This window comes from Olleya sp. AS48, assembly GCF_038900355.1.
In the GTDB taxonomy this organism is placed as follows: domain Bacteria; phylum Bacteroidota; class Bacteroidia; order Flavobacteriales; family Flavobacteriaceae; genus Olleya.
Genome location: NZ_JBBMRD010000004.1, coordinates 128779 through 146640 on the forward strand (window position 1 = coordinate 128779; position 17862 = coordinate 146640).

A 17862-nucleotide genomic window follows, 5' to 3' on the forward strand; every position below is an offset into this window, starting at 1 on the left:
GTTAAAATCTATATTCTGCTTTTAAAAGCACCATACGTGGTAGCAATCTAACTTCTGTAGTTGAAGACCCTAAATCGCTAATAGAAAAACTAGTATACCGTTTGGTATCAAATAAGTTTTTACCGGTAATACCTAACGTAAGTTTTTTATCAATCAATTTGTATTGCGTTTCAAAATCTAAAAAATAATAGGTATTATCTGTATCTAAACTCCCAAAATGGTAACGTTCCGTTTTTACTTTTGCATCAAACTTTTTATTAAAAATAAAGTTAAGATCTAAAAAAGATTGATTGTTAGTAAACTTACTATTAGCAAAGGTTTCAATTTTATTGGTTGTCCAAGCAGTACCTAAATGGTAATTAAAAACCCCTTTAAAAGCAGACCGTAATTCTAATCCATAATTATAATTACTAGACACCACTGTTCTTAAATTAGAATTGTTTACTACGTTTTTAAACTCGTTTTTAGTATACCCTAAATCTAACTTAACATTAGATGACATAAACTTAAAATAGTAATCAAACTTGGTGTTAATAGTTAAAAACTGACTGTCTTTAATAAGCGTTTTCTGGGTTTGCGTATAGTTTTGATTAATTAGCGTGTTGGTTGACAAAAAATCATGGTTTTTAGTATAAAGCACCAAAGTGTTTGCAAAAAACCGATTTGCCCAATTACCCAATTGATAATTAAGCATCATACTAGAGGCTGTTAATTGGTTAAACGTATTTGTTCCTTTACTAAACGATCTAAATCCTGTTAACACATAATCACTGTACACGTCTAATACATTAGCATTAGTCGTATTGTAAGTATAAGTGGTTTGTATTTTATTATTACTATTTATAGTCCACTCTGCACCTAGACTTGGATTAATATAAAAAGGGGTTTGTTGGGTAGACGTATTGTTACTGCGTAATGTATTAAACAACTGATGCGCTTCAAGGTTACCACTAAATGCAATATTATCTAGTTTTATCCTGTATTTGCTTTTAAAATATAAATCGTTAACCTGATATTTAGTCTGATTTTGGTAATCTATTGGCTGATGTAACGATACATTATCTTCCAATAGTGTAAAACTAGTGTTTAATTTATCCTCTCTAAATTGGTTACCAAGTTGCAACTCTAATAAATGACCATTTGATTTACGGTCTAAAATATGTGCATTTACACCAACAAACTGCATTTGGTTATTACTAACCTGAAAGACATTATTTGCAGTACTATACTCCGGAAATAAATCTTGATATAAAAACTGATTTATGGTGTAATTTTGTGGCTTTTTTTCGGTTATAAATCGACCAGTAAGCAACAGTACCTTTTTGTCTTTAAACTTATTAGTATAATTTAGTTTTTGATCAAAAAAAGTATTGTTTTGTTCTAAATTTTGAAGTGTAGACACCCCATTAAATACTAAATTAGCATTATTATTATAATTTCCATTATTATACTTTGTTGTAGACTCTAACATTTTAGTTTTAGAAGGCTTGTAAATAAAATCTACCTTTCCAAAAGCCAATTGCCTTTTATTATCTAGTTTATAATCTTCCGTGTTAGTAAAACTGTTAGTGTTTGTGGTAATATTATCCACTTGATTTCTAAAAAAAGAGGTTTCGTCCCAATTAAAAAATCCTAAAGTTTTAATCTTTAACTTATCAGATGGATTAAATATGGCATTTAAAGAAACTAACTCGGCATTATTAAAATTGGTGCGTTCTTTTTTAAAATTAGAATCGGAAGCCGATAAGCCTATTAAATTACTTACCGATTGATTATCTCCTATACTTGCTGGTTGATTAAGTCTAAAAGGCTTAATTAATTGTTGAATATCTCCTGTAGCATTATAGCCAATACTATTGGCATTGGCTAAAAAGTAGTATTTATTTTTTTTACCAAAATTCATCAAATTAGCCTTATAATGATAAAAACTATCGTTACCAATATTAGCCTCCAAATTACCAAACCAAATGCGTTTTGATTTTTCGTTTAATTTTAAGTTTAAAGCTACCTTATCGCTTACTTCTATATCTTTTAGCAAGTGGTTGTTGGAGTAGTTTTGTAACACCTCGACCGTTTCAATAGGATAAGCAGGCATGTTTTTGGATAATATTTTATACCCTTTTTCAAAAAGATCGTCACCATCAATCATTAATTTTTCAATCTCTTTATTACCAACTTTTATAGTGCCTTCGCTATCTATATTTAAACCAGGTATTACTTTTAGTAAATCCTCAACTGTATGTTCATTTCCTCTTGTAAAGTATTTAGTTTTAAAGGTTATGGTATCCTTTTTTATTACCATTGGGCGTTCTGATTTTATAACAACCTCATCCAATGTAAAAGGTTGTTCTTCTAAAACTACGTTTATGGTTTTATTATTTTGAGTACCATCTAATACTAATGGAATTGTTTTGGTTTTATAGCCTAATGCATTAAAAACCATATTAAATTGACCTTGGTTTTTGGTAACCAATGTATAGTTTCCGTTGTTATCTGAATATGTGTAATTTAAAATACGATTAGTTAACGTATCTTTTATAGTTATGCTAACGGAATATAAGCTGCCATTACTATCTGAGACAGTTCCAGACAATGTTGACTGCGAAAAGCCAATGGTTTGGAACACCAACAATAACGTTATGAAAATTAGTTTTTTCAATATTATTATTTTTTGTCTTCCCATTCAAACAACAACTCACGTCCTTGTCTTTTATTAAAGGTGTCTACAGAGACATTTGTCCCTCTGTCTTGTCTAGATTTTAGATTATTTTTAAAGTTATTCATCTTTGTATTAAACACCTCTTCCCTTAACGCTACAAATGCTTTTAAACCAATGTTTACATCGTGCTTGTCTTGATTAAGTGTCTTTTCATTAATCGTTTTTTTAGTTATTTTAGTAACAATCCATTCGTATTTATGTGTTTGGTCATACATATCTAAAATTAGACCTGGTAATCCATGAAACTTCCATGGTCCAAAAGTTATTGGGATGTCATTGGTGTACCATGCTATGTAATTTCGACCTCTAAAATTTGTGGTTGCTTTATTGCACATATATGTGCCAATTTTAAGGGTATCTGGATGGTTTAGATCCCAATCTAGTTTTGGAAGTGCTTCCGTTACTAAATACGTTTTACTATCAAAGGTGATATTCTCTGTAGACGATAGCTTATTTGTATTAAGATTTACAAAGTTTCGTTTTATAACATTTTTTTTACCAATAACAATTGTTTCGTTTATCTCCGAATCATTAGTATCATCCTTTTGAATGCTATCTTCATCAAAAGGCATTTCGTAATAATTAGATTTATTTTCTTTTAAATATGGGATTAAAATTCCTTTTTTAGAAAGCGGAATATAAGTATTGAAATTAACTGTGTATTCTATTTGGTATTGGTTGCTAAGCGAATCTGATGGACTTATTTTGTCTGAATTTTGTGCACTTATAAGCTGTATTGATAATAATAATAAAGCAATTAAAATTTTAATTTTCATAATTGATTGATTTATTAAAACAGCAATAGTATATCATGAGATATGCCATTGCTGATTAATTAAAGATTAACCGAATAATTCATTATAAGTTTCATGTGTGTCATCAATTAATTCGTTTGAAGCTCCTTTACAAGTTCCAGATGATATTGTAACGGTATAATGAACAGACATTATTATATTTCCTTCTTCATCAACCACGTTGTGAGTAATGCTACAAGTTTTAAAATATATCCCATCGAAAGAAAATTCATAAAATGAATTTTTTTCTATTGAATTATCCACAGAGGGCAATTTCACAATATCGTTATGAGCCGATGCAAAAGATGTTATTAACATAAGTGCAAAAACAAAAATTAATTTTCTCATAATTTCTAAAATATTAAACCAGTTACATTGTTTAAACTGGTTGATTAATAATTAAGTTATTAGTCGATATTAAATTAATAGTTTTCGCTATTAAATTTAAAATAAGTTGTCGAAAAAATAAAAAAACAAGCGCTTGTTAAAGATTAATCTTGTGTCTCTAGCTAGTAGTTAAAATGAACAAAATTTGACTATTTTACTATTAACAAATCGAAGCTAAGTTTAAAAAATTAAAACAACAGTTTTTTAATCGTTTTTTTTAGCGCTATATCGAAAACGGTGTGTTTCGCTCATTTTATGTTGTGGTTAAAACCACACATAATCAAATGTTTATAAAAAACGTTAGGTAAACTATTGTTTAGTAGATACAATTAATCTAGACTTTACAAAAAAATGTTCGTAAATAAAAATAACCATGCTGTATATGGATTTTATTGTTGAAAAGCCTAAGCCTTTTTTATACACCCAATAGTTATGTTTTAATAACTCTAATTTATTAGAAGAGATAGAGTTTGCTCTGACACGATAATATGCTAATGGCTCTTGGATACCTAGAGCAGGTTTACCAGACTTTTTGATGGCTGACAACCACAATAACCAATCCTGTCGTTTACGTAGGTTAGGCGCTTTTATTTTACCTAAAGTTTTAGCATTATACATTCCGGTAAGATTACCTATGTAATTGGTTTTTAAATATCTTTTGTAACTGAGTTGTGGTAATGCTTTTACTAACTTGTTTAATGATTGTCCTGCTTCATTAATCTGTTTGTAACTACTAAAACTTACATCACAATTTTGAGTTAGCATAACATTAACTTGAACTTCCAATTTATTAGGCATCCACAAATCATCTGCATCTAAAAACGCAATAAAATTGCCTTGTGAAGCTTCAATACCTTTATTTCTGGATATTGCTGCGCCTGCATTAGTTGCATTTGATAGTAATTGGATATTATCATGCATGGCAACATATTTTGTTACTAATGCAATAGTGTTATCTGTTGAGGAGTCGTCTATTAGCCATAACTCCCAATTAGTATAGGTCTGACCTAAAATACTTTTTATAGTCTGATCTATAAAAGCTTCTGAGTTATACATTGGTGTTATTATAGAGACTAATGGTTTCATGTTTAGTAGGCTTCTTTTTGACCTTTAAAAACGTTTATCATGGTTTGAAATATGATTCTAATGTCTAATACTAGTGACCAATTTTCGATATAAAAATTATCATATTTAATACGGTTAATTATGTCTTCGTCATTTTTTATTTCACCTCTATAACCTTTGACTTGGGCTAATCCAGTAACGCCAGGCTTAACGTTGTGTCTAAATATAAAATTGTACTTATCAATTTTTTTTGAATAATCATCTGTATAAGATAGCATGTGTGGTCTGGGTCCAACAACACTCATGTCACCTTTTAATACATTATAAAATTGCGGAAACTCGTCCAAACTAGTTTTACGTAAAAACTTACCTATTTTGGTTACTCGTTTATCATTTTGGGTGATATAGGTTCCTGCAATGGTTTTATTAGTTTTTAATGATCTAAACTTATAACAATCAAACTCTTTATAATTAATTCCGTTACGTGTATGTTTATAAAATAAAGGTCCTTTAGATTCTAATTTTATTACAATAAACAGTAATGGGACTAGCCATGATAAAATAAAAATTATAATAAGTGATGAAAAAACAACATCAAAAATGCGTTTAATAAATTTATTAAAGTCATTATTTAATGTTACCTCTGGCATTGATAATACAGGTAGGTAATTATAATAATCTGTTTTTAATCTACTAGTAAGTAATTTGCTAGATCTTGGAATAAACTTAATGTTACAATGATTAATCTCGGCATACTTAACGTAATCATTGACTTGCTTCTCTGTCAGTTCATCAATTGCGCAATAAATCTCGTCAATACTTTTATCGTTAGATAAAAATTGAAAACTATCTGAAATATTTCCTGTAAACCCTTTAGCATCTGTATTTGCAAAGGTCGCTTTAATGGTATACCCTAATTCTTTACGTTTAGTAAATAATTGTTTTAACTCTTGTGCACCTTCATCCTTTCCAATAATAACAACACGCCTAACATTACCTTTTAAAAAGGAGCGATACGATTTTAAAATATAATAGCTAACTAGTTTTGCGGTACTAATAATTAAAAATGAAAGAAGTAAGTATTTAAGTGTTGTAAATGCAGGTGTATCTATGCTTCTAAAAGCACCTATAAAGGCATATACGATAATACCAAAAGCTAAAAATTGCTTTATAATTAAGGATATAATGTTAATACTTGAGGTGTAACGATAGACCTCGTAAAATCGTAATAAAGACGTCGATATCATCCAGAAAAATATTGAATACACCACATACAAAAAGTGTTTGTTATTCAATATATCTATATCAAAATAGTAAAGACTTGATTGATTAAAGTTAAAAAAGTAAAAAGCAAGTACATTGATGACAACTAGGTCAAAAATGATAAGAGCAGGTCTAAGTAACCAAGAGTACCTTCCGCGTTTATACTCCATAAAAAATTACTTATTATAATTTGAAAAGTCTTTGTGTTCGCTTTTATGAAGCTCAGCTTCGGTTAAGTTTTTAAAGTAGTCATAGGTTTTTTTCATTCCTTCAGCACGACCTACTTTAGGCTCCCAACCTAACAACTTTTTAGCCAATGCTATGTCTGGTTGACGTTGCATGGGATCGTCCACAGGTAAATCTTTATATATTACTTTTTGCGTCGTGCCTGTTAATTTAATAATCTCTTCTGCAAAATCTTTAATGGTAATTTCATGTGGATTTCCAATATTTACAGGGTTTGCATAATCACTTAATAGTAATCTATAAATCCCTTCTACTTGATCTGTTACATAACAAAATGATCGCGTTTGCACACCATCACCAAATACGGTCAAGTCTTCACCACGAAGTGCTTGTCCCATAAAAGCAGGAATTACACGTCCATCGTTAAGTCGCATTCTTGGTCCATAAGTGTTAAAAATACGGACAATACGTGTCTCTAATCCATGAAACCTATGATACGCCATAGTTATAGATTCTTGAAAACGTTTGGCCTCGTCATACACGCCTCTTGGTCCTATGGTATTAACATTACCATAGTAATCCTCTGTCTGTGGATGGACTAATGGGTCACCATAAACCTCTGATGTAGAAGCAATAAGCAACCTTGCATTTTTAGCTTTAGCTAAACCTAATAAATTATGTGTCCCTAAACTACCTACTTTTAGTGTTTGAATAGGTATTTTAAGATAATCTATTGGACTTGCAGGTGAAGCAAAATGTAAAATATAATCTAGGTCACCTTCTATATTTATAAAATTTGTAACGTCATGTTGTATAAAAAGAAAATTAACATTAGAAGACAGGTGTGCTATATTTTTAGGATCTCCTGTTATAAAGTTATCCATACCAATAACAAAATAACCTTCGTTTATAAAACGATCGCATAAGTGTGATCCTAAAAATCCTGCTGCTCCAGTAATTAAAACTCTTTTTTTACTCATTTATCTTCCTATTGACACATATTTAAACCCTTCATTTTCAACATCTTTTACGTCATATAGATTACGTCCATCAAATATAGTTGGACTATTCATTATCTCTTTAATTTTTGCGAAATTTGGAGTTCTAAAAATACTCCACTCTGTAGAAATAATTAATGCATCTGCTTTGTTTAATGCTTCATACATACTATCTGCAAAATTAATTTTATCCCCTAATTTACGTTTAACATTTGGCATAGCCTCTGGATCAAAAGCTGTAATATTACATCCTGCTTCTAATAAAGCATCAATCATATATAAAGCAGGTGCCTCTCTAATATCGTCTGTTTCTGGTTTAAATGCTAATCCCCAAACAGCTATATTTTTCCCCTTTAAATCATTATTAAAATGAGATTCTATCTTAGGAATTAATACTAGTTTTTGTCTAGCATTAACATTAATAACTGCGTCTAAAATTTTAAAATCGTAATTATTATCTAATCCCGACTTATGTAATGCTTTTACATCTTTAGGAAAGCATGAACCACCATATCCAATCCCTGGAAATAAAAATCGTTTTCCGATACGAGAGTCTGTTCCCATACCAATTCTAACTTTATCTACGTCTGCTCCTACTTTTTCGCAAAAGTTAGCAATCTCATTCATAAAGGTTATTTTGGCAGCTAAAAACGAGTTGGAAGCGTATTTTGTAAGTTCGGCAGACTTTTCGTCCATTACAATAATTGGATTTCCAGATCTTACATATGGCTTATATAGTTTTTCCATAAGCTTAGTTGCACGATCGCTACTTGACCCAACAACGATACGCTCTGGCTTTAAAAAGTCGTCTACAGCAAATCCTTCGCGTAAAAACTCTGGATTAGAAACAACATCAAAATCTACTTTTGCATTTTTAGATATGGCTGCTTTTACTTTATCAGATGTACCTACTGGCACTGTACTTTTGTCCACGATGACTTTATAGTCCTTTATTAACTTTCCAATATTATCTGCTACACCTAAAATATATTTAAGGTCTGCAGATCCATCTTCATCTTCTGGCGTTGGCAATGCAAGAAAAATGATATCTCCATGCTCCAATCCTTCTTCTAAACTAGTAGAAAATTTAAGCCTATTAGCTTTAATGTTTCTTTCAAATAACACATCTAAATGAGGCTCGTAAATAGGCACCTTTCCAGATTGCATTTGTTTTACTTTTTCCTGATCTATATCTATGCAAAGTACTTCGTTTCCTGTTTCTGCTAAACAGGTTCCTGTTACTAAACCAACATATCCTGTCCCAATTACTGCTATTTTCATTTGTATCTATATTTAAACTATCTTTTTGTCAAAAATTTCAAAATCAGAATTCATACTTAAAAACTCAGGTACGATCTCTTTCATTTTTTTTACAATTTCATTTTTGTTGTCTTCTTTAGCTAAAATAAATAACTCATTTACATCTTTGTTAATTTCTGTATGAGTACAATTATCTATTTTGGCAATCATGATTTTGCTATTGTAAGTTGGTAATGTTGTAGATTTATCGCTTAACAACTCTTCATACAACTTTTCTCCTGGTCTTAATCCAACAACTTTAATATCAATATCTTTATAAGGTACAAAACCTGCTAAACGAATAATTTTTTTAGCCAAGTCAATTATCTTAACAGCTTCTCCCATATCAAAGATAAAAATCTCTCCACCATTACCCATTGCTCCTGCTTCCAAAACTAATTGGCAAGCTTCTGGTATGGTCATAAAATACCTAATAATGTCTGGATGCGTTATTGTTAACGGTCCACCTTCTTGAATTTGTCTTTTAAATAATGGTACAACAGAGCCATTACTACCCAAAACATTTCCAAATCTAGTGGTTACAAAGTTAGTTTTGTTTTTAGGATCTGCCATAGCTTTAACCTGTAAGGCTTGGACATAAATCTCGGCAATACGTTTTGAGGCTCCCATTACGTTACTTGGATTAACAGCCTTATCTGTAGAGACCATGACAAATTTTTCTGATTTAAATTTATAAGATAAATCCGCTACATTTTTTGATCCCATTATGTTTGCAAAAATAGCTTCTGATGGGTGTTTTTCCATTAATGGTACATGTTTGTATGCTGCAGCATGATAAACTACTTGTGGATTATATTTTTTAAAAACATCTTCTAAAACATCTACTTTTCTTACATCTCCTATAATTGCTTCGAAGTTTAGATCTGGAAAATCATGTTTAATTTCTTGCTGAATTTCGTATAAAGGCGATTCTGCTTGATCAAAAATCAATAGTTTACTAGGTTTATAGCTAGCTACCTGTCTAACAATTTCGCTTCCAATGGAACCTGCTCCACCTGTAACTAGAATACATTTATTGAAAATTTCTTTTGCAACTAACTTGTTATCTAACTGTATTGGTTCTCTTTCTAAAATGTCTTCAATTTGTATTTTTTGAATTTGATTAGAAAGTGTAGTGTTTTTTTCTATATCGGAAATTAAAGGCGCTCTAAAAACCTTGTAGTTAAACTCTAAACAGCTATCAACAATTTTAATACTTTCCTCTTTTGTTAAGGAGCTATCTGCTATAATAAGTGCTTGTGCATTATATATCCTAAGTAATACGGCGGTTTTACGTTTTAAATAAATAATTGGTAGACCTAATATTTCTTTACTTTTATTTTTACCATCCTTATCAATAAATCCTAAAACCTTGTATCGTGAAGGTTTTTCCGATTTTAATGCACTTGCTATTGCTATTGCATTTTCACTGGTACCATAAATTAAAACATTTAGTCTTGCTTCTTCATCATTGTAACGTTGGTAAACTTCAAAGACTTGTTTAACCAAAATCCTAAATAAAAATAAACCACAAAAAGATACGATGGAATATATAAACAGTTGAGGAATTGAAAACAACTCGTCACCAACCAAATAAAAATAACCGTAGTATAATGCCAAGGATGAAAGCAATGTAGCTAAAGACGCTAGAAAAAACTTAGCAGCATCAATAAAGGTTGAGTGCCTTATAAGGCCAGCATAAGTCCTAAATAGTATAAAAAATAAGACATTAATTACAACTATTAAAAGCTCCTCATTTGAAAATCCTAAATTAAAAAAAGCTGCATTTTTAATTTTGCTTACAATAATCTTAGTAAAAAATAAAGAAATTACTAATATGAAACTATCAAAACAAAGTATTGCCCACCTTGGTAAGTAATTTACATTTTTAAAATCTATCTTTTTCTGACTAGATTCTAAAACTTGAAATAAAGCTTGTTTTAATTGTTTAAGCATTTGGATCTTTAATAAAAGTTAACAAATATCTTAAAATATAATGACAATGTAATCAAAATTATATTTAAAGCCTTTACAACTCTAGTTAATGTAATAATTTATAAAAGCTTATTTACTACTTTTTTTATTCTATCTAAATCTACTTGCTGTAAATTTGATCCACTTGGTAAACACAATCCTTTTTCAAACAGGGTTTTACTTAATTGATTACCAAAGTATAGCGCGTTTTTAAAAATTGGTTGCATATGCATAGGTTTCCATAAAGGTCTTGTTTCTATGTTCTCTGTATCCATAGCTTCTTGGAATTGTGCTTTTGTAAAAGGTGCGTCTTCATGAATTAAGATACAACTTAACCAAAAATTTGAATAAAAATCTTCATTTGGCTGTTTTTGAACTTCGACACCTTTTACATCTTTAAAAAGATTAGTGTAAAACGCATTCATGTCACGTCTTAATCCAATGTGTTTATCTAAAACCTCCATTTGTCCACGTCCAATACCAGCTGAAATATTACTCATTCTGTAATTATAACCAATTTTAGAATGTTCGTAATGTGGTGCATTGTCCCTTGCTTGGGTAGCATAAAAAATAGTTTGATCCTTATCTTCACTTGTATTGCAAACCATTGCTCCTCCACCGGAAGTTGTAATAATTTTATTACCGTTGAAGGATAAAATTGAAAAGTCCCCAAATGTTCCGCATTGTCTACCTTTATATGTGGATCCTAAAGCTTCTGCAGCATCTTCAACTACAGGTATTTGATATTTTTTAGCGACCGCTAACAATTGGTCTACTTTAGATGGCATACCATACAAATGGACTATAATTATAGCTTTTGGTTTTTTACCGTTGGCTATTCTGTCTTTTATTGCTTCTTCTAGATGCTTTGGACACATATTCCACGTTTCTTCTTCACTATCCACAAAAACTGGTATTGCACCTTGATAAACTATTGGATTTGATGATCCACAAAAGGTAAAGGTTTGACAAATTACTTCATCATTTAATACTACACCAAGTTGTACTAAAGCTAAATGTATTGCTGCTGTACCAGAAGATAAACAGGCTACTTTTTTGTCTTGACCTAAATAGGTTTCTAGGTCTTTTTCAAAACCATTTACATTAGGACCTAATGGTGCTACCCAATTAGTATCAAACGCTTCTTTTATATAATTTTGCTCTGTTCCTCCCATGTGTGGAGAGGATAGCCATATTTTTGAATTCATTTTCTAAAAATTATTTTAATAACTGTTTTTATTATGATTTTAATATCACCTATAAAAGACTGCGTATAATAGTACTCTAAATTAAGTCTTAATTTATCAGGATATATAACAGAATCGTTATAATGTTTTGGGTTATCATTCTTTAATAAAACTTGTTCTTCGTTAATATATTTTAAGGTTGCAGGACTAGTTAAACCTGGTTTTAATTCTAATATTTTACTAAACTCACCTGTTAGTTTATCCAAATATATTGGTAATTCTGGTCTTGGTCCAACAAAGCTCATGTCACCAATTAAAATGTTTATAATCTGAGGAATTTCGTCTAGTTTATATTTTCGTAGAAAAAATCCTACTTTATTAATTGTATCCGTTTTTAAACAGAAGGTTTGCAGCTTATAAATAGTAAATAATTTACCATTTTCACCTAACCTTTTTTGTTTAAAAATACCTGTTCCGCCATTATATATTTTTGCTATAATTATTAAAAACAATAATGGTAGTAACAAAACTACAAGTAACATTAAAGCTAATAATTTATCAAAAAAAGCTTTCATTTTTTATGCTCTGTACAATGGGAAAAACCCACTATTGGTATCTTTATTTTTTAATTGAACTAAGTTGTCATAGACTTCTTGATCCGATATAAATTGCCACACTTTATAATTAAAGTTTAAATCTGAAAAACCTGATTTAAACTTGTAAAGTGAGTCTTCATCACTACCACCAACACCACCACCAAGGTGCAGGTAATCTAAATCCAAAGTGTTACCTAATAGTCTAGCCTCATCTAAAATTAGCTTCATTGGTGTATCCCTAGAAAATTCTGCTTTTGTACCCGCTAAATGGTATTGCATTACTTTATTTGTGACAGTAAAAATAGCACCTGCTGTAATTATATCGTCTTTTTTAGCTAAAAGTAATTTAGCATCAAAGGAATCGTTTTTTAAAAAGGAGTAAAAATAGTCTTTAGTAAAGAAGTAATTATCCGAAGCATTAACCCTTTTCATGGTATCATTATAGATTTCAATAAATTGATCTATTTCCTCATTAGTAGTGGCTTCAATCACCGAGAAATTATTTTTTTTAAGCTTATTTATTTCGTATTTATTAGACTTTCTATATTTCTGTCTTTGTAAATCAATAGGTAAATTTAGGTCTATTGCTATTGTTTTATTTAAGCTAATTGTTTTTCCAAATCCATCTAACATTTTATGGTTTTCAAATACTGGATGTAATCTAGAAAAACAGGACACAATTTTAGAGTCTTTAAAAAATGACAGTACATTATTATGAAACAAGTCTAAAAGCGCTTTACTAACTTGGTCAAATGCTATGTTAGATATTGGTCCTGCGTAGCCATATACCGATGTACAGTCTTTAAAATCTGATTCAGGAATATCCCTAATAATAATTGGCAAAGCAATATAAGCATCCTCTAAAGATTGGACCAATAATACAGGTTCTCCTTCTGTTTCTAATACATTATAGTCAAGGGTATGATAAAAATCATAATTAACACTATTAGTAATTATATTAGACCATTCTTGGCTTTCGCTGAGTTTGATTATTCTAATACTATTCATTACTGAAATAAAAATTTAATTTGTTTATTATAAGATTAATATCCTCTGTATTATATCTATAATCTAAATGCAAAAAAAGAACTTTATCTTCAATTTCTATATCTCTTTTAGTAAGTTGGCCAGGCCACAAAACAGCTGGATATATTTTATTACTAATTAGATAAGATTTAAGTTCATCTCTATTTTTTTTAGACTTTAACTGTAAAACTAATCCTGCTCCAAGTCTTGTTTTTTGGCTATTTAAAACTAAGTCTTTATCAATCTTTAAATTACTTAAAGCTTGATTAATATTTTCTTTTTTTGCTTTAAGTATTTGGGTAATATCTAAATTTTGTAAAAGTACCTTAGCTGTTTTAGGTATTTTGGCACTTTTTAATTTGCCCTCCAAGTTTTCTTCACTTTCAATAAATATCTCTCTGTAGGTGTCTTTATCGTTAGACAAACCTTCTAAATATCTTTTTTTCAAATACATTGCTGTCAATTTTTTGATAGCTATACTATTTGCTAAACGACTTTGTTTACCCTTAGGTAATTTAAAACCATTAGAACTTGCTAAAAAGCCCCCAGAAGGTATTGGCAACTCTTTACGTAAAGAACCAAAAACATAGTCCGCAGTGCTAGTCTTTATGGCTTCTAAATTATGAGTTAAATCATCTATTAAAACTGCTTTTTTTATGGATAGAAACAAGTGATGTTTTAGCCCAAAAAAATCAACGTTTATAATCACAGACGTTGGATTATCATTAATCTTAAAATCTTTATCTATTGTGTCTAAAAAAGGATTAAAATCGTAAATCTTAACATCTATAGTTAAGTCTTGTATAAACTTAACAACCTCTTGGCAATAGTAACTAGGAAAATATACTGTTTTCCAGTTATGCTTTTTAATACCTTGCTTTAGCAAGGCATAAAGCGCTGTTCTGCCTGATAAAAATAAGGTTGTGTTTTTTAAGAAAAAATTTTGGTTATTGGTTTGCCACTTGGACTCTGTGCAAAGATGGAAATCTGAACCAAATTCTTTATTTGTTATTGACCCTCCCAATATTTATTTTCTTTAATTAAATTAAAATAATCTTCTTTAGTAATACCAACAATTACTTGATCCCACCATTGATTTTTTCTAAAATAATGATTTTTTTTAACACCTTCTACCTGCCAACCACACTTTTTAGTATAAACTCCTATAGATGCTTCGTTGTAAGAAATCATTGAACCATTCATTCGCATTAAACCTAACTCTTCAAATGCATATTTACTTATTGCCATTATAGTGTCCACACCATAACCTTTACCTCTCATATTTTTATCTCCTAATAGCATACCATGAAAAGCATTTCTATCTTTCCAGTTAATGTCTACAATATTAGCCATACCTATTATACCAAGCTCTTCAGTATCTATTGCAAATCTTTGGTTTGTACTGTTTAGTGATAATGAATTAAACCACTTTTCTTGGTCTTGTCTACTAGAAGGGAAATGCCAACCACCTAGCATATAATTAATTTCCGGATTATTTGACCACTTATGTAAAAATTCTAAATCTTCTCTTTCTATAGCTCTTAGCGTAATTTTTTTTCCCGTGATATTCATTATTTATTATTTTTAAAATGGTTAGAATCTAAGTTTTTACTAATCCCTAAATCATCAACTTCGTCTACTGTTTGCCCGTTAACTATTGTACTTTTACTAAATAAAACACTGTTTATAGTCATAAATATAATTTTGCAATCTAATTTAAAACTTAAATTGTCTATATAATAAACATCATTTATAAAACGCTCGCTAAATTTCATTAGATTTCTTCCTTTAACTTGTGCTAAGCCTGTAATTCCGGGTTTAACTAAATGTCTTCTTTTCTGTTCTTCTGTATACAACTCTAAATAACTTGGTAGTAAAGGTCTAGGACCAATAATACTCATATCTCCTTTTATTACATTTATTAACTGTGGTAACTCGTCCAAGGATGTTTTTCTTACAAATTTTCCAAAATTAGTTAACCGGTCAACATCCGGTAATAACACTCCGTTTTTATCTTTGTCCTCTGTCATCGTTTTAAACTTAATAATATTAAAAAGTTTACCATCTTTACCAGGTCTAGTCTGGAAAAAAAAAGGGTTTCCTTTATTTACATATGCCAATGACAAGTAGACAATAATAAATATTGGGCTAAAAACTAATAAGCCTAGTAATGCTGCTGTAAAATCAAAAAATGGTTTAAAGACGTTTTTGTACATTCTATTTTTTTGTGTTTTCAATAACGTTAACTACTTGTGGGACTAGGATAGACTTATCGTATTTAGTCTCTGCTAACTGTCTAGAGTTAATAGAAAACGTATTATATAAATCTATATCTTTCTGTAAAACCTGTATTTTTTCAACTAACTGCTGTGGACTTGTTATGTCAGCATAAAAACCACAATTATTATCCTCTACCATGGTTTTTGTCCAACCTGCAGAATTAACTATTATTGGCTTACCTGCAGATAAGGAATCAAACAATTTGTTAGGTGAATTAGTCTTTAAAATTTCAATATTAGCGAAACTTACAAGCGAGACATCACATGCATTTACAATTTCTGAAACTTCAATCAATGCTTTTGTACCTAAAAACTTTACGTTGTCTAACGCATTATCTTGCACGTATTTTTTAAAGGTTTCAAATAAAACGCCTTCACCTAAAAACACAAAATCAATGGTTGTTATATTATTGTCTTTTGCATATTTTGCTGCTTCAAAAAGGTGCTCTAAACCGTTAGCTCTACCCATTGCACCAAAATGAATACAATTAAACTTTTGTGGATTTAAACCTAAGTTAGTTTTTTGCTGGTCTGATACTGGTCTAGGAAAAAACTCGTCAATCTTAGACATATTTGGTATCATGCTAACTTTGGTGCGGTCAGTGATAAACTTTAACACCCCTTTTTCCATACCTGGGGACAATGCAATAATCTGACTAGCATTTTTATATATTGTTTTTTCAAAACCTACTGCTAATTTTATTAACAGTTTATTTTTTAAAGCTCCCATTTGGATTGGTACTTCAGGCCATAAATCTCTAACTTCAAAAGTATATGGAATTCCTTTAAACCATTTCCCTATTAATGCGGGAAAACCAACCGTTAAAGGTGTTGAAGTTGCAAAGACTGCATCTACATTTTTTTCTTTTAATAAGTAATAACTTGACATAAACATAAATGACAAGAAAGACTTAATTCTAGCAAAAATTGATAAGTTGTTAGAGTACGGAACGTTTAAGTACAAAACTTTAATACCATCAACAATTTCATGCTTTTTTGAAGAATCCATATTGTTTTTAGTACTAATAACTAAAACATCATGGTTTTTTTTTATTAACTCTTTAGCGATCCAATAAGATCTAGTACCACCAGACTCGGTTGGTTTTCTAAAATATTGGTGTATGTAGATTATTTTCATTGTTTTAGACTTAGCGCTCTATCATAATTAATAAATAGTACTGATATAAACATAATGACTATTGTATTAACACTTGTAAGTAAATTACCCGAAAATAGAGATGCAAAAATAAGACTAAATATTATAAAATTAGAATACTTAGCAGAACTTGTACAAAGATTTTTGAAGAACAAAACATATGCAACAACTCCAGTAAGCCCAAAAAACAGGATTAAATCAAACAATTCTAACTCAACTCGACTATTCGCAAATTTAGGTCCCCCAAAGATATAATTTAAAACACCCCAATTTTCTTCAATATAAGGAATAAAATAGTTTTGTAAAAGCACATTCCTGTATGACGTAAAGGATGTAAAAAAGCCTTCTTCCAAATACACCCTATTAAACAATGAAAACTGCTTAGCAAAAACATCTTGAATTACGTGTCTAAATAAAAAGATCATTAGTAAACTACCCGCTAAAAAATAGTACGTTATCTTTTGCTTAAGCAGTTTAATATTGTCAATAAAAAAATATAATAAGAAAATTAATGTTAATAAAGATGCTTTTTTTGTTCCAATTAAAAAGGAGCAAACAACTAGTAAAACTAAAACACTTGCCATTACCATATCCTTTTTTTTAAGGTATAAATAGTAGGCAACACATATTGCTATAAAATATAGATAACCTGCTTCGCTGTGATATAAAAGCAAACCTTGAAATCCAAACCTATTCCCTCCAAAAAAGTAGGATTTAAACACATTAAGATTTAAAAAATAACCAATTAATATGGTAACTGAGTTTAGTGCCATAAACCAAATAAAAACTTTTACTTGATATTTTAAAACACTGAATACCATTGTTTTATTAAATAAAAAAACAAATAGCAACGCAAAAACACCATTTAAAAAATAGTGTCCATTAAATAAGATATTAGCCTGGTTTAGTGTAGAATAAAATGTTAATTGACTA

16 protein-coding genes are annotated in these 17862 nt (G+C 29.9%); all 16 read right to left on the reverse strand.

Annotation, left to right across the window (positions count from 1 at the left end):
* Position 1: 1 nt before the first annotated feature.
* Positions 2-2683: a carboxypeptidase-like regulatory domain-containing protein gene (locus WNY60_RS06815; RefSeq protein WP_342861931.1), complete on the reverse strand. Its 2682-nt coding sequence runs from the start codon at positions 2681-2683 to the stop codon at positions 2-4.
* Positions 2665-3495: a GLPGLI family protein gene (locus tag WNY60_RS06820; protein WP_342861933.1), complete on the reverse strand. Its 831-nt coding sequence runs from the start codon at positions 3493-3495 to the stop codon at positions 2665-2667. The genes WNY60_RS06815 and WNY60_RS06820 overlap by 19 nt, the downstream gene beginning before the upstream one ends.
* Before the next feature lie 66 nt (positions 3496-3561).
* The gene (locus WNY60_RS06825; protein WP_342861934.1) at positions 3562-3861 is read right to left on the reverse strand and encodes a hypothetical protein; all 300 of its coding nucleotides are present in this window, start codon (positions 3859-3861) and stop codon (positions 3562-3564) included.
* Positions 3862-4209: 348 nt separating this feature from the next.
* Positions 4210-4986 carry a glycosyltransferase family 2 protein gene (locus tag WNY60_RS06830; RefSeq protein ID WP_342861935.1) on the reverse strand — a complete coding sequence of 259 codons (777 nt, stop codon included), beginning with the start codon at positions 4984-4986 and terminating at the stop codon, positions 4210-4212.
* A 2-nt stretch (positions 4987-4988) separates the two neighbouring features.
* Positions 4989-6398, reverse strand: coding sequence for an exopolysaccharide biosynthesis polyprenyl glycosylphosphotransferase (locus WNY60_RS06835; RefSeq protein ID WP_342861936.1), 1410 nt, complete (start codon positions 6396-6398; stop codon positions 4989-4991).
* A gap of 6 nt (positions 6399-6404) precedes the next feature.
* Complete coding sequence (locus tag WNY60_RS06840; RefSeq protein ID WP_145004864.1) at positions 6405-7394, reverse strand: UDP-glucuronic acid decarboxylase family protein; 990 nt, start codon at positions 7392-7394, stop codon at positions 6405-6407.
* A complete protein-coding gene (locus WNY60_RS06845; RefSeq protein WP_145004867.1) occupies positions 7395-8693 on the reverse strand; it encodes a UDP-glucose/GDP-mannose dehydrogenase family protein in 1299 nt (432 codons plus the stop codon).
* 12 nt (positions 8694-8705) lie between these two features.
* Positions 8706-10667 (reverse strand): nucleoside-diphosphate sugar epimerase/dehydratase, encoded by a 1962-nt coding sequence (locus WNY60_RS06850; protein WP_342861937.1) that lies wholly within the window; start codon positions 10665-10667, stop codon positions 8706-8708.
* A gap of 98 nt (positions 10668-10765) precedes the next feature.
* The gene (locus tag WNY60_RS06855) at positions 10766-11893 is read right to left on the reverse strand and encodes a DegT/DnrJ/EryC1/StrS family aminotransferase (RefSeq protein ID WP_342861938.1); all 1128 of its coding nucleotides are present in this window, start codon (positions 11891-11893) and stop codon (positions 10766-10768) included.
* Positions 11890-12447 (reverse strand): sugar transferase, encoded by a 558-nt coding sequence (locus WNY60_RS06860; protein WP_145004875.1) that lies wholly within the window; start codon positions 12445-12447, stop codon positions 11890-11892. The genes WNY60_RS06855 and WNY60_RS06860 overlap by 4 nt, the downstream gene beginning before the upstream one ends.
* A gap of 3 nt (positions 12448-12450) precedes the next feature.
* A complete protein-coding gene (locus WNY60_RS06865) occupies positions 12451-13476 on the reverse strand; it encodes a GNAT family N-acetyltransferase (RefSeq protein ID WP_145004879.1) in 1026 nt (341 codons plus the stop codon).
* The gene (locus WNY60_RS06870) at positions 13469-14518 is read right to left on the reverse strand and encodes a hypothetical protein (RefSeq protein WP_145004882.1); all 1050 of its coding nucleotides are present in this window, start codon (positions 14516-14518) and stop codon (positions 13469-13471) included. Before WNY60_RS06870 ends, WNY60_RS06865 begins: the two co-directional genes overlap by 8 nt.
* Positions 14503-15066, reverse strand: coding sequence for a GNAT family protein (locus WNY60_RS06875; protein ID WP_339807508.1), 564 nt, complete (start codon positions 15064-15066; stop codon positions 14503-14505). Before WNY60_RS06875 ends, WNY60_RS06870 begins: the two co-directional genes overlap by 16 nt.
* Positions 15066-15710, reverse strand: a complete 645-nt coding sequence (locus tag WNY60_RS06880; RefSeq protein ID WP_145004887.1) for a sugar transferase — start codon at positions 15708-15710, stop codon at positions 15066-15068. The genes WNY60_RS06875 and WNY60_RS06880 overlap by 1 nt, the downstream gene beginning before the upstream one ends.
* A gap of 1 nt (position 15711) precedes the next feature.
* Positions 15712-16911, reverse strand: a complete 1200-nt coding sequence (locus WNY60_RS06885) for a glycosyltransferase family 4 protein (protein ID WP_342861939.1) — start codon at positions 16909-16911, stop codon at positions 15712-15714.
* Entirely contained in the window at positions 16908-17702 is a 795-nt protein-coding gene (locus WNY60_RS06890) for a hypothetical protein (RefSeq protein WP_186439224.1), read from the reverse strand. The genes WNY60_RS06885 and WNY60_RS06890 overlap by 4 nt, the downstream gene beginning before the upstream one ends.
* Positions 17703-17862 lie beyond the last annotated feature (160 nt).